This is a genomic window from Calothrix sp. NIES-2100, from assembly GCF_963875285.1.
Lineage (GTDB): Bacteria > Cyanobacteriota > Cyanobacteriia > Cyanobacteriales > Nostocaceae > Aulosira.
The window spans coordinates 7,097,287-7,111,912 of sequence record NZ_CAWNLA010000001.1 but is presented as its reverse complement, the minus strand read 5'-3'; the positions used below and the strand labels follow the sequence as shown (position 1 = coordinate 7,111,912).

The 14,626-nt window shown below is 41.3% G+C and carries 11 protein-coding genes; 8 read left to right on the top strand and 3 right to left on the bottom strand.

Going from position 1 to position 14,626, the window contains the following annotated elements; genetic code table 11:
* The first annotated feature begins 189 nt into the window (after nt 1-189).
* From AACU32_RS28985 to AACU32_RS28960, 6 genes are all read left to right on the top strand, one after another.
* Nucleotides 190-1,248, top strand: a complete 1,059-nt coding sequence (locus tag AACU32_RS28985; protein WP_096604798.1) for an ABC transporter substrate-binding protein — start codon at nt 190-192, stop codon at nt 1,246-1,248.
* A complete protein-coding gene (locus AACU32_RS28980) occupies nt 1,245-2,960 on the top strand; it encodes a sensor histidine kinase (RefSeq protein ID WP_096604796.1) in 1,716 nt (571 codons plus the stop codon). The genes AACU32_RS28985 and AACU32_RS28980 overlap by 4 nt, the downstream gene beginning before the upstream one ends.
* A gap of 214 nt (nt 2,961-3,174) precedes the next feature.
* Nucleotides 3,175-3,432 carry a 2TM domain-containing protein gene (locus tag AACU32_RS28975; protein WP_096604793.1) on the top strand — a complete coding sequence of 86 codons (258 nt, stop codon included), beginning with the start codon at nt 3,175-3,177 and terminating at the stop codon, nt 3,430-3,432.
* Between the two features lie 118 nt (nt 3,433-3,550).
* On the top strand, nt 3,551-3,859 hold the full coding sequence (locus tag AACU32_RS28970; protein ID WP_096604791.1) for a DUF3181 family protein: 309 nt from the start codon (nt 3,551-3,553) through the stop codon (nt 3,857-3,859).
* 61 nt (nt 3,860-3,920) lie between these two features.
* On the top strand, nt 3,921-4,142 hold the full coding sequence (locus AACU32_RS28965) for a hypothetical protein (protein WP_096604789.1): 222 nt from the start codon (nt 3,921-3,923) through the stop codon (nt 4,140-4,142).
* Nucleotides 4,143-4,284: 142 nt separating this feature from the next.
* The gene (locus tag AACU32_RS28960) at nt 4,285-4,497 is read left to right on the top strand and encodes an acetyltransferase (RefSeq protein ID WP_096604787.1); all 213 of its coding nucleotides are present in this window, start codon (nt 4,285-4,287) and stop codon (nt 4,495-4,497) included.
* Nucleotides 4,498-5,313: 816 nt separating this feature from the next.
* Here AACU32_RS28960 and AACU32_RS28955 read toward each other — a convergent pair.
* From AACU32_RS28955 to AACU32_RS28945, 3 genes are read right to left on the bottom strand one after another with little or no spacing between them, the layout of a single operon-like run.
* The gene (locus tag AACU32_RS28955; RefSeq protein WP_096604785.1) at nt 5,314-6,174 is read right to left on the bottom strand and encodes a glucose-1-phosphate cytidylyltransferase; all 861 of its coding nucleotides are present in this window, start codon (nt 6,172-6,174) and stop codon (nt 5,314-5,316) included.
* A 54-nt stretch (nt 6,175-6,228) separates the two neighbouring features.
* Nucleotides 6,229-7,503 (bottom strand): class I SAM-dependent methyltransferase, encoded by a 1,275-nt coding sequence (locus AACU32_RS28950; protein ID WP_339378352.1) that lies wholly within the window; start codon nt 7,501-7,503, stop codon nt 6,229-6,231.
* Nucleotides 7,504-7,547: 44 nt separating this feature from the next.
* Nucleotides 7,548-8,573 (bottom strand): NAD-dependent epimerase/dehydratase family protein, encoded by a 1,026-nt coding sequence (locus AACU32_RS28945; protein ID WP_096604783.1) that lies wholly within the window; start codon nt 8,571-8,573, stop codon nt 7,548-7,550.
* A gap of 1,347 nt (nt 8,574-9,920) precedes the next feature.
* Between AACU32_RS28945 and AACU32_RS28940 the strand changes: the two genes are divergently transcribed.
* Nucleotides 9,921-12,287 carry an NACHT domain-containing protein gene (locus AACU32_RS28940; RefSeq protein ID WP_096604781.1) on the top strand — a complete coding sequence of 789 codons (2,367 nt, stop codon included), beginning with the start codon at nt 9,921-9,923 and terminating at the stop codon, nt 12,285-12,287.
* Between the two features lie 236 nt (nt 12,288-12,523).
* Complete coding sequence (locus AACU32_RS28935) at nt 12,524-14,608, top strand: glycosyltransferase (RefSeq protein ID WP_339378350.1); 2,085 nt, start codon at nt 12,524-12,526, stop codon at nt 14,606-14,608.
* The last annotated feature ends 18 nt before the right edge of the window (nt 14,609-14,626 follow it).

Below are 14,626 nucleotides of genomic sequence, written 5' to 3'. Positions count from 1 at the left end.
AATTAGCCTGTTTTTTCTCCTCTGTGTTCCCTCTTCCCTGTGATGCACTGAGAAGCTCATAGAAGTGTTCCCAGTTCCCTTTCCTCCACAGAGTAATTTTCTTACATCAAAAGTATTGAGTTATACCAACTATATTTTTGGGAATCCTTTGTTGTAAGTACAGTTTTCCCAAACTAAGATTGGTATTTTATGAAAGTTGCTCAAACTATCGTCACATTAGGTATCTGGTGGAAGCAAAAGTTGAGATTAGGTATTCAGCCTACCTTTTTGTATTTGTTTGCGATCGCCCTTGCCGTCACTTTTATAACTAATGCCTGTAGTTTTGGGCAAAACCAATCTCTCAAACCTCTCCGGGTAGGAATTACAAGCTGGGCGGGGTTTGATATTGCACGCTATGCCGAACCCGCAGGAATTTTCCAGCAACGGGGGCTAGCGGTGGAGTTGGTACAATTTGATAACCAGCAAGATTCCAGTCGGGCAGTGATTCGCGGTGGGTTAGATGCAGCATTTGTTTCTTTCTGGGATGTGATGCAAGTTGATCCAGGTAATGGTAAACCTGTGGTATTAATGACGACCAATATTTCTGCGGGAGCCGATGGAATTGTTGCCAAGCCAGAAATTAAATCACTAAAAGATTTGCGCGGTAAACAAGTAGGAGCAAAGTTAGGAACCGTCAACCATTTAATTTTACTAGAAGCTTTAAAAGCCCATCAAATCAAACCTGCCGAGGTAAAAATTCTCGATTACTCCAATGATGTAGCCGCCGAGAAAATTAAGACAGGTGCGATCGATGCTGCTGTACTGTGGGAACCGATGCTAGGGGAGACAGCAAAGAACATCAAGGGCAATGTGATTCATACCACCAAGCAAGTAGACAGTCTGGTGATTGATATCTTGATGTCCAGTGACAGTACGGTGAAAGCGAAAAAGGCGGAACTCAAGCAATTTATGCTGGCATGGTTTGACGTGATGCACGCCGTAGAAACTCAGCCAACAAAGGTGTTTAAAACTGTTGGGGAGAAACTCGGACAAACTGGAGAAGCTTTTGCCAGTGATTATGCTGGATTAAAAAAAGGTGATATGACTTTGAATCGGCGGATGTTTGCTGCAAATGGTCGTCTCAATTCCGCAAAGGCAGAAATTTTGCAACTGCTGCAAGCAGATCCGCGTCATGGTCGAGTGATTCGGCAAGATGTAGAGATTAATACCGCACTTGTCAATGAAGCAATGGCGGGATGGAAGTCATGAGCCAGTCATCTAAAAATCACTTATCCCACCAACTACTGATAGGTTTTGGTATTTCTCTAGCAACCGTTGGCTTAACCACATTGGGATTCAACTACTTCTTAATTCAATCCAAGCTAGAGATTGAGCTAGAACAACGTGCCCAATCAATTACCCAGGGAGTTGGTTTTTCCACCGAAGGATTAATCGAACTGGGGAATACGAGCATTATCAAGCGAGTGGTACAAAATTATGCCACATTGCCAACTGTGGTGGAAGTTGCGATCGTTAGTCCAGATGGACAAACTCTGGCTCGGAGTGGAGCAGAATTACAAAGCCCGCCCTATAATTCTATTCATCCAGAATTAGCTCAGAGCTTAAAACAGGCTTCGGAAACGGGTTTGGACATGAGTTTTAGAACTACAATCGGCGCTAAACCTGTATTAGTCCAAATTTTACCATTTAGCAGCACACTATTTGCTCAGACAAACCGACGTGGATTAGCGATCGCTATTCTTGATGTCAAAGAACTGCAACAGCAAGCTTGGCAAAGCTTCTCTACCTCTACCGTTACCCTACTCATTGGCATGTCAGCAATTCTGGTGCTGATGACAATGATGATTCAGCGATTTGTCTTACATCCACTCCAAACTTTAAATAAAGCCGTCACCGATAGTCAAAGCATTGACCATTTTGTCATGCCCAGTGGATTGCCAAATAACGAAATCAAATTCTTGGCTCAGACAATTCAAGCGGCGGCTACACGAGTAGAGGCTTATCAGCAACTCGAACAAGAAGTAGCGCAGCGCCAGCAAGCAGAAACTGCTTTACTGGAGTCAGAAGCACAACTACGGCAGCAAGCCCAAGATTTGGAGAAAGCTATCCAAGACTTGCAGCAAGCTCAAATGCGAATTATTCAAACTGAGAAAATGTCAAGTTTGGGACAGTTAGTCGCAGGTGTTGCTCACGAAATTAACAATCCAGTCAGCTTTATTCACGGCAATTTGACTTATGTTGACAGCTACACTCAGGATTTGCTGCAATTAATCGACCTTTACCAACAACAATATCCCCATTCCACAGTCACAATCGAGACAGCAGTGGAAGACATTGACCTGGAATTTCTCAAGCAAGACCTTCCCAAATTGCTCAGTTCCATGCAAGTAGGAACAGAACGCATCAGGGGAATTGTGCAATCTCTACGCAACTTCTCCCGTCTGGATGAAGCTGAGTTTAAAACAGTAGATGTGCATGAGGGTCTGGAAAGTACACTGCTGATCCTGCAAAGCCGCCTCAGCGCCAAACCTGACTTTTCCGGCATCGAAGTAATAAAAGATTACAGTCCGTTACCCTTGGTTGAATGTTACCCAGGTCAACTCAATCAGGTGTTCATGAATATTTTATCAAATGCGATCGATGCCCTAGAAGATCGCAAACTACCACACAAAACCAATCCCACAATTTGTATTGTGACGCAAGCCTTGGCAGACAAAGCCATCTCAATTCACATTAGTGATAACGGCTCAGGGATGGATGAAACAGTACAAGCGAAGTTATTTGACCCTTTCTTTACCACCAAACCAGTCGGCAAAGGAACAGGCTTAGGTTTATCGATTAGTTATCAAATTGTGGCGAGTAATCACAATGGCAAGCTGTACTGTCAGTCTGCACTAGAACAGGGAAGTGAGTTTGTTATAGAAATTCCCGTTCATCAGCCATGTCGTCACCGTCCGTGAGAAAATTGCTCAGGGCGGATTTCCGAACTAGTATTGCTGCATAGAATTCGTAATTAGCTTTTTGCCAAGATTTTACACATTTTCAATAGTTGGCTGACTTTTATTTTCCTGTACTGGTAGTACTGAGGTTCAGTTTCACAGTAAATTTGCCGTTAATTAACCCCCTAACAATCTTAGAATGATTAGGGTATGTTGAATTATGTAACAAATATTTATGCCTCCTCGTTGGCCTACTAAACCCGATCGCCAAGACCCAGCCTACCGTAAGATAGATGACAGAATGAATTTTGCTGTACATGTAGCGATCGCCGCTACAATTAATTCTGGGCTGTGGTTTGCCCACAATCTCAAAGCAGCTAACTGGGAATGGCTGCCTTGGGTGACAGTAAGTTGGCTCGTTGTCTTGTTAGTACATCTGATATATATCAGTGCGATCGCCAATTATTCCGATACCCCGCCAAAATCTACCTAAATATAGACTAAGGATGCTAGGGTGATGTAACCTGTGGCTGTAGAGTTAGCCTGACTAATTGAGCGATAATAATAGAAAGCCTGAGAGTTAGCGCTCTTTGTTAATATGGGGTCATTTTATGGCTAAGACTAACACCACAGAAGTGCTAGAAGCCCTAGCAGCCGAAATTGGGGAAAATGTTTATATAGATATCGCTAAGTGGCATCTTTATTTATCTAATGCCAAACTGCATACCTTTGTTGCCGAACAGCTGTATCCCTTAATTACTTCTAATACGGTCAATGAAGACCGAGTTATGGCCGTATTAGCATCAATTCCTGTTAAAATTGGTGGTGGGAGGAAAGAAATTCCCTTGATCGATTTACTACCCTTGCAATGCCAGGTAAGTTTAGTAGATATTTTAGAAAAATTCCAACGCGAGTTTTAACATCTCTACTTTAAGTGTCCATACTGGCTCTTGCAGTATCCTCTTTGAGTAGTTAAAGGACATGAATAAATATCAGTTTCACGATGAATTTACCCTAGCCCAAACAGCCGAAACCCTAGGTAAAAAAGCTTTGGAGTTGGGTTTGATTCCTAGTTTTGTAGTGCGTTATTTTCCTGATAACAGGCAATATTACATTCCGAACGAAAAAGAATCTGAGCCGTTAACACCAGAAGAAGCATATATGCGGTTAAAAAAACTAGTTGAACAATCTGGTAAGGCATAAATAAGCAATCTCTTTATTCAATAGAGTATTGCTTAATTCTGATAGTTCAACATGCAACTTGAGTACTTACTACAAGTAAGCCATTTCTGCCATAAATACTAATTGGCGTTAAATCTTCAGTAAATTTAGTGAGGTGAATTATATGTTTTTACAATTAAAAGATACCAATGATTTAGTCAAAATCGTTGATTTGAAAGAATTGATTGATCCCAATATTGATAGTATTCATGCACAGGATCAGGAAGGTCAAGAAGAACAAGAAACAGATATCTTTAAAAAAGAGGAGTTAGTTTTTCCTTCGGGAGAAAGTCTCCCACGCTGTTGGCTAGATGCTAACTATAGAAAAGCTAGCTAAAGCTTGATGGGTAATAGGATATTTCCGATTACCTATTACCTATTACCCAATTAATACCAATTTTTTATGAAGCTGCATAGAATTCGATCCCCCCTAGCCCACGCCAGTCGTCTCAAGTCGGGAAACCCTCCCACGACGCTGGCTCCCCTTAATAAAGGGGGAATCGGAAAAACATCTATCAAAGTCCCCCTTGAAAAGGGGGATAATGGGGGATCTAGATATGTGCAACTTCAGATTAAATTGGTATAAGGTGAGTTCAACAAATTATAAATAACCCCACTTTTATCAAGAAAGGCAGAGGGCAGGAGGCAGAAGGCAGAAGGGAATTCTGATTCCTGCCCTCTGCCCGTGACCGTAGGGAACAAGGGTTTAAGACCCCCACCAAATTAAAAATTTGGTGGCTCCAAGTCAGGAGGGGTTTGAATCCCCTTCTGACTTGATCCTTCTGCCCTCTGCCGTCTGCCTTCTGCCTTCTTCAACTCGTTTCCAGCTTCCGTCTGAAAATGCGTATTCGTGGGCTGCTGCCTCGTCTGCTGATAAATTGAGGCGGAGCCTGATGATTTTAGCTCCCACGCAGAGCATGGGAGCTAGATATCGAGTTTTGACAAGGGTTTCACGTTAATTTGACACCAATGGGGTAAACCCCGCCCCTACAGTTTTTTAATATTTTGAGAAATACTTGCTTAAAAGAACGTGAGTTTGCTGTACAAGATTTCGGACTCACCCTCATTTTTTCTCCTACAAGGATAGGGAATGAGGGTGGGTGTTAGTATAATTCACATTTGAGAAGATATCTACTCTCAAAGAGATTGATAGTTATCCTTGAGCAAAACTTGCTATTGCAGAACCATTTGTAAACTGACTAATTCGGCTATATTCCAAAGATTCTTTCTTGGTTTGATTGAGTTTCCATAGTTCCCAAGGAGCCTTACCTTGACAATACATATCATCTAACTGTTGCTGTTCTTTGAAAGTATCCATGCACGCCCAAAAGCCGTTATATTTATAAGCTACTAGTTGTTTTATTTTCATCAGCCTTTGAAATGGTTCTAGCACCAATTCTTCGCCGCTTTCCATGTATTTAAATATATCTTTTTTAAATACAAAGAAGCCACCATTTATCCTAATACCAGCTTCCTGAACACTTTGGATATCATCTACTAAACCATTTTCTTCTAGTGAAACTAAATGGAAACTTTGTGATGGTTTTACACACAAAAAGCTGGCTATTTTGTTATGTTGATAAAAGTCATCAATTAAATTAGGTAGGTGTAAATCTGTTAAGCCGTCGCTATAATTGGCTAAAAAGACTTCTTCTCCTTCTAAGTATTTTTCAACTGCCTTGAGTCTTTGCCCAATATTTGAAGTCAATCCTGTATCGACAAAAGTAATATTCCAATCTTCAATATCACTATTGGCGAGTTTAATTTTTCTGCCTCCCTCCTGTAAAGTAAAGTCATTAGAAACACACTCATCATAATGGAGAAAATAATTTTTGATGACATCTGCTTTATAACCAAGACACAAAATAAAATCTTTGTGTCCATAGTGAGCATAGTATTTCATGACATGCCACAATATTGGTCTATAGCCAATATGAACCATTGGCTTAGGAATACTAGTGGAAAATTCTCTTAATCTTGTGCCTAAACCACCGCAAAATAAAACTACTTTCATCTTAAATTTCCTTTTGTCTTAATAGGTCACATTAAATTTGAGTTATTTTTTGGCTCAAGAATAGACCTTAACTTCCGGAATCGGAACGATAAATTTAGCGCCCCATTCACGCACATAGGACATCTGGGACATGACTTCATTTTGCAGATTCCAAGGTAAAATCAACAGATAATCTGGCTGAGTTTCTTTAATCTTGTCAGGATGAAAGATGGGGATATGAGTTCCTGGTAAAAACTTACCTTGTTTGAAGGGATTTCGGTCTACAGTGTAATCTAGGAAATCTTCTCTAATTCCACAATAATTCAAAAGAGTATTACCTTTACCAGGTGCGCCGTAACCAACAATTGACTTTCCTTGGCGTTTAGCTGCAATTAAAAATTCCAAAAGTTGAAACTTGGTTGACTTCACCTTTTCAGCAAAGTCAAAATAAGTTTCTAATTCCAGAAATCCTGCGCTTTTTTCCTGCGCTCTTAAATCTTTTACATCCTGACTGATAGATTTAGAATTATCCTCTATATGGCAAGCATAAATTCTCAAAGAGCCACCATGAGTTGATAATTCTTCTACATCAAAGATAGCTAAATTATGAGCAGCAAAAATCTTCTCTACGGTGAGTAATGATAAGTAAGAGAAGTGTTCGTGATAGATAGTATCAAACTGGTTTCCCTCAATCAGTCGCATTAAATGGGGAAACTCCATAGTAATCACACCTTCAGGCTGAAGTAAAATTTTACAACCTGCGACAAAATCGTTGATATCGGGTACATGAGCAAGCACATTGTTACCTATTAATAAATCTGCTTGCTTTCCATTAGCAGCTAACTCAGCTGCTGTGTTTTCTCCAAAGAACTTGATAACTGTGGGAATACCTTTAGCGATCGCTACCTCAGCAACGTTAGCTGCTGGTTCTATACCTAGAACAGGGATTGCTTTTGATACAAAGTTTTGCAGTAAGTAACCGTCGTTACTAGCTATTTCTACCACTTGGCTAGAAGCGTTAAGTCCGAAGCGAGCTATGACTTTGTCGGTATAATTTTTGGCATGTTGTAGCCAAGAATCAGAGTAAGACGAAAAATACGCATAGTGACTGAAGATATCTTGCGGACTTACATATTCCTGAAGTTGAACTAAAAAACAGCGATCGCATACGTACACATGGAGTGGATAAAACGCTTCCATTTGGTTGAGCTGTTCTGCTGTCACGTAACTTTCACAAAGCGGTGACATTCCCAAATCCACAAAGGTATGCTTTAGCGTTGACCCACAGAATCTACAGCCACAAATATTCGCCATTGTAACATTCTGTACAGATGTCTGCAAAGTTGCCATAATAATTGATTAGCTCCTACTGAGTGAAGTTTTTGTCAATAGCGTCACTTAGTCCAGAAGAAATTTTGATCGATTTGCTGAGTGCGAATTAGATACTCTAGCTGCTTTAAGCGGGTGAATCCTTTAAATTGAAAAGTGGATGCTGACATATCGATAGAACTAAACAAATCGAACAGCTGTTGCGCACCCTTAGCCGCATTCCACTCACACTTAAATTCTGGTAGTGTAGTGCTAATCTTCTCAAAAGAAACCCGATAGCTACGATTATCCGCACCAGTATTCCCAAAGGAAAGCTTGCATCCTGTAAAAACTTCAGCCACGATTTCCGCAATTTCTTTAACTCGATAGTTGCTAGCAGTGTCACCCACATTGAAAATTTGGTTGTGAATAATCTCCCGGGGTGCTTCGAGTGTACAGACAATTGCTTTGCAAATATCCAGCAGATGAACCAACGGACGCCAAGGAGTCCCATCGCTGGTCATTTTGATTTCTTTAGTCGTCCATGCAAGTCCAGACAAGTTGTTTAAAACAATATCGAAGCGCATTCGCGGACTGGCGCCGTAGGCTGTAGCATTCCGCAAAAAGGTGGGAGAGAAACTATCATCAGCTAATAACTTGACATCTCGCTCTACCAAGGTTTTGCATTCTGCATAGGCGGTTTGGGGATTGACAGGGGACTCTTCGGTCACATAGTCATCAGTACCAACGCCATAGACACTGCACGAAGATGTATAAACAAAGCGACGTACACCCGCTGTTTTAGCTAATTCAGCAAGACGAACTGAGCCTTGATGGTTGATTTCATAGGTGACATTGGGGGATAGCTGTCCGGCAGGATCGTTGGAGAGTTCAGCCAGATGTACAACTGCTTCCACACCTTGTAAATCAACAAGTGTAATGTGGCGAATGTCTTTATTCAGGGTTTTGGCAGTTAGCTCGGTACCATTGTACAGCCAACCAACTTTGTAGAATCCTGTATCAACCCCAATGACTTCATGTCCGTGTTGCATCAGTATCGGAGCTAACAACGAACCGATATAACCTTCCGTTCCAGTTACGAGTATTTTCATCGGCTTCAAATCCTATAAGTAAAGCCAGGTTGTCTAAAAAACCTCTGTTGACTTACTACAAAACCCTTGACTCGTAACGAGCCACTCTCGCACGAAATAGGTGTTTGCAACACTAAGCTGTTCGGCATTTAAATTGCATATTGACCGGAGGCTGCTGTTGACGGTTGACGGTTAACTGTTAACAATCGACAGTCAACAAACAACAGTCAACAAACAACTTTTCCCCACGAGTAGTTGTGCAATTTAGACGCGCATTAGCTGACCTTGACTGTGCTTATTTTCTGGTACCAGCACAACCTTTCATAAAATAAAATTATGCACCTGCTTTGTTTGCGATCGCGTTCGGCAATATGTATGATTTAACGTATAAGTTCCCAAAATGGGGCTGCTAAACAATAAATCGCACAACAAACCCAAAAAACCAGATTTTCATAAGAATGATAATCATTAAATAAGCGTGTACCTCTGAAAAAACTACAGATGTAAAACTGACTCACAACAGCGAATTAATGGACAATTCGTCGTTCTTGCTCACCCTCTTGTCGAAGTAAAAGCAAAATATTTTGAAATGATCAAAGCACTTATTTCTCAGCGGATAGATCATTGATATTTTATATACATATATGACTAATATTTATTTTTGCCCAAATAAGCTGCCTAGAAGCTGGAAATACAAAGCTTTTCTGCTCAGAATCTTGAGCAAGATTTAAGTAAAATTACTATGAATTATCTACTATGAATTATCTACTATGAATTATCTACTATGAATTATCTAATCGTTTGCCAAAAAAATTTAATTTTGTTATCAGTCTCAAGATAGAGGATTGAGAAAATATAGCGGTAGAGGATAAAAAGCATGAGAAATTTACTCTCTTGATAAAAAATGTTAAGAGTTATACATATATTTTGTTTGTTTTTCCCATATAAACAAATTCAGTAGAGAGGCACAAAAAACGAAGTATGTAACTAAAACTAAAATAACTTAAAAACTTATTGCCCTGAGGATGACGCTACGAGCGTCGAAGATTGAGGCGCTAACAACGGACATCTGTCATGTTGGCGGCTGCTGCACCAAGGGGTTGCACCATCTGCTTTTTTTATAACAACCATTTTTAACGCAGACCTACTTAGTTTTTAGATAATGCTTAAACATCTCAAATAACTGAGAGGATTTATAAGTATAAAACTTTTACTTATAAAAATCTATGAAATTAGCCTGTTTTTTCTTGGGGTACAGGCTGCTGCATTAAAAAATCACAAAAATAACAGACAAATCAATACAGACACATCAAGAGAGTAAATTTGTGGCTCTCAATTGACAATATCTGGAGGTTTAAAGTCTAGTTTATGGCACGACGTTCATTAAAAGCATCTATAACAGGTATCGAGAAAGCAAAAAAGGCTTTTCAAGTCAGGGAATGGACGCAAGATTATTTAGCTAGTGAAGTAGGACTGGAAACTCGCCAGCCAATTTGGAAATTTTTTACAGGTAAGCCGATTGAGCGTCAGAGTTTTATGGAGATCTGCTTTCAACTCGGCTTGAATTGGCAAGAGATTGCTGAGTTACCGAATCAGAGTTTACTGACTCAAGAACATAACCAGGATGGCGACAGCGGCGAGGATATTGATACCTTGGTGCAAATTACGCGATCGCGCCGCAGCGATAAAATTCAAGCCCAATGTGCTACTACGCGGTTGTTAGATATTGCCCAACCAATTCAGTTAGAAGACATCTATGTAAACGTCAATATTCTCACTCAGATTACAAGCCAAAGATGGTCAAATATCATTGACTTGCAAGGCTTTGTTCCCGAAGAATTCGATCGGTTTGATTTAGCTCAAGTTTGCCAGGAAGGAGTAAGTGCGCTCCAAGCAGTGACAACTTACCCCAAACTGATGCTTCTAGGTAAACCAGGGTCTGGTAAAACTACATTTTTGCAATATATTGCCACTCAATGCGATCGAGGTAAATTACTATCAGATAAAATACCGATTTTTATCCGCTTGAGAAATTTTGCCGAGGATGCAAGAGTTATAGGCAACTATAGTTTGTTGAATTATATTAATCAAGCTTTCGCTGGCTTCGGCACTTCCGCCCAGGACATCCAAACAATACTTGCCCACGGCAGAATGTTAATTTTGCTGGATGGTTTAGATGAAATTCCCGAAGATGAGAGCGCGGAAATTATAAAAATTATTTGCAATTTCTCTGAGGAATATTACAAAAATCAGTTGATTATTACCTGTCGAATTGCTGCTCTACAGTACCAGTTTGCCGGATTTACCGAGATGGAAATTGCAGATTTTAACCAGGCGCAAATTGAAGCATTTATCCAAAAGTGGTTTATCAATGTTGGTAGGAATTCCTTAGAGTTAGCAAAGGCTAAGACTTGCCAGCTCATGCAAAAGTTACAGTTATGGGAAAATCGAGAAATTCGAGAACTAACCGTGACACCGCTTTTGCTTAACCTAGTTTGTTGTGTGTTTCAAGTCCATTTAGACTTTCCAACTAGACGGCTGGAACTTTATAAAGAAGCATTGAAAATTTTGCTTTACCACTGTGATGAAGCCAGGGGTGTTAAACGCGATCGCGTTTACAGTTTTTCTTCACTCCACAAACTTAAACTGCTGAGTCAGATTGCTGCCATTACCTTTAAACAAGATTGTTACTTTTTTACCCAAAGTCATGTCGAGTACTACATCGACGAATTTTTGCGTAACTTACCGAATGTACCAACTGAGACGGAATTACGGCAATTCAACAGTGAAGAATTACTAAAATTGTTTGAAGTACATGGACTAATGATAGAGCGGGCGCACTTAATTTACTCATTCTCTTATCGAGCTTTTCAAGAGTATTTAACGGCTAGAGATATTGTTGCTAATACTGAACCACAGATATTAAAAGAAAAACTCATCGATCTGGTCAGTCATGTGACTGAACCCCGTTGGCGCAATGTCTTTTTACTGACAGCTGGCATGTTAAATAATGCCACTTATTTGTTGCAGTTAATGAAGCAACATATTGATGGGCTGGTTGCCTTTGATGAGCAATTGCAGGAGTTCCTTACCTGGCTCCACCAGAAGTCTCTTTCAGTTCAGGCTCCCTACAAATCAGCCGCTATTCGCGCCTTTTATCTCACACTAGTGCTTCCCAAAGATTTGATGTTAACTGATAACCAAGCTTTGTGTATTGCTATCGATCCCCGGCTTGCTAGTAATCTTGCCCCTGATTTGAAAATAGATTTGGCTCTTAAGTGTGCATTGTACTTAAGCCAAGCCCTACCTAACGATCCGGCTTTGGATCGAGTTATTGCCCTCAGCTTTACCCTTTGTGAAAACCAAACTCTGATTTTTAACCCTGAATTACAGCTATTGCTGCAACAACTTAAAGAAAAACTCCCATCCCCAGATCAAGGCAAAGAAAGGTTAAAGGAATGGTGGAATACTAAAGGTCAAGCTTGGATGGAAACATTGAGGTTTGTGATGCTGCGATATCGCAATATTGGTCAGCAATGGCAATTCAGCGAACAGCAAAAAGAATTGCTCAAACAGTACTATATTGCTAACCGATTACTGGTGGATTGCTTCAACAGCAGTTGTGAAGTGAGTTCCCCTGTGCGAGAGACAATTTTGGAAACGTTGTTATTGCCTGTAAGAGCAGCAAGTTTTGAACTCTGCGATTATAAAAGCGCAGTGGGCGCGACAGATTAAATTTGCTCAATAACCCAACGTAGACGTTACGTCTACGTTAAGTTATACATTTTCCTGAACGCGATCGCAAACAGACCTGTTATTTGATAAAAGAAGTGTGGTATTTCCCACAACAAAGAAGTCTGCTTTCGGTGACTTGCTTGTGCCAGTTGCGCTGCGGGAGTTCACCTAAACGCCAAGCAGCTTCTGTTGAAGATGGAAACTGACATTGTCGGCAGCAAGGGAACAAATTTGCAGTGAATTGTGGGGAGGGTAATTTGCAAGACTTGACTTCACCACCTTCTGGTTTCTGTCCTGAACCCCTTGCAGATAGGGAGACAGTAACAGTAAAAGGAAAATTTTTCTTTCTTGGAGATAAAAAGTTTTTTCTCAAAGGAGTTAGTTACGGCCCCTTCTCCATCGGTACCCACGGTGAGTCTTTTCCAGAAAAACTAGTTGTCGAAAAAGACTTTGCCTTGATGGCAGAAATGGGGGCTAACTGTTTACGTACTTATACCGTTCCACCTGATTGGCTTTTGGATCTAGCTGCAATCTCCGGTCTCAGGCTGTTAATCGGTATACCTTGGACTCAGCATGTCGCCTTTCTTGATTCTTCTACTGTCAAGGCAGAAGTTCGTAACTCCATTGCCCAAGCAGTTAAAGTCTGTCGAGATCATCCCGCCACCTTTGCCTATTTGGTGGGTAACGAAATTCCTCCAGATATTGTGCGGTGGCACGGAGCAAAAAGAGTTCGGGCTTTTATCAAAGAGTTAATGGCAGTAGCAAAAGATGGCGATCCCGACGGTTTGGTGAGCTATGCCAATTACCCTTCTACAGAGTATTTAAATATTAACTTTACAGATTTCTCGTGCTTTAACGTCTACCTGCATAAAGAAACAGATTTTCGTCGCTACCTCTCACGACTCCATAATTTAGCCGAAGATAAACCTTTAGTGCTGAGTGAGTTTGGTGTTGACTCGATACGTGAGGGAACCCAAGCCCAAGCCGAAATTCTCGCTCAAAAGCTGTCATCTAGTTTTGAGATGGGAGCAGCAGGAACGGTAGTCTTTTCTTGGACAGATGAGTGGTTTACTGGTGGATATGCGATTCAAGACTGGGCTTTTGGTTTAGTGGAAGCTGAACGGCTGAAAAAGCCCGCTTTCCATACAGTACAGCAGCATTACACAGCCCCTCTACCGCCAATATTACCCAAGTATCCCAAAGTCTCAGTCATTGTCTGCGCTTACAATGCTGAACGCACGATGGATAGTTGTCTAGCCTCGCTCCAAGAACTCAACTATCCCAACTATGAAGTCATCGTCGTTAACGATGGATCGAGCGATCGCACTTTAGAAATTACTCAGCGTTACGACTATGTACGCCTCATTAGCCAAGAAAACAAGGGATTAAGCGTCGCCCGCAACGTCGGTCTCGCCGCCGCCACTGGCGAGATTGTCGCCTATACCGATTCTGATTGTATGGTAGATCCAGACTGGCTCACCTATCTGGTGGCTAAGTTTCTCTCCTCAGGTCTAGCCGCCGTCGGCGGGCCTAACTTATCTCCCCCAGAGGAATCTTTGGTTCCCGCCTGTGTTGCTGTCTCCCCCGGCGTACCTACCCACATCCTTGTGAGTGATGAAGTAGCCGAACATATTGCTGGCTGCAACATGGCTTTTCGTCGGGAGGTTCTACAAGAAATTAACGGCTTCAACCCGATATTTCGTACTGCTGGTGATGATGTCGATATCTGCTGGCGACTGCAAGATAAAGGTTACACGATTGGCTTTAGCCCAGCGGCAATTGTTTGGCATTTTCGCCGGAACACAGTAGAGGCCTATCTCAAACAGCAAAAAGGCTATGGCAAAGCCGAAGCACTGGTTTATTTTAAGCATCCTTTCCGGTTTAACCTTTTGGGACAGCCTTCTTGGCTGGGAAGAATTTACGGAGATTTATCCGCATTTGTGCGTATTGGTCAACCAGTTATCTATTCTGGGGTGTTTGGTGGCGGTCTGTTTCAAACTCTGTACGAACCTTCCGCTTCTCTGATTTCTTACCTCCCCCTAACACTGGAATGGAATGTAGTAGCTTTTCTTTTGTTTGTGTCTGCACTTTTATCTGGCGATCGCCCCTGGCTGAGTGCGGTAATGTTCCTCATCTCTGTTAGCTGGTGTGTCGCAGGTGCTATACAAGCACGGATTGATTCCCGATTTGTGGGATTAAGAGCAAGGTTGCTTGTGGCGCTACTGATTTACCTGGGGCCACTTGTGCGTAGTGTAGAGCGCTACAAATGGCGGATTAAGGAACTGACGAAAGCGCAACCGATAAACTTTGATGAACTGTAAATTTAAATACCAGAAGTT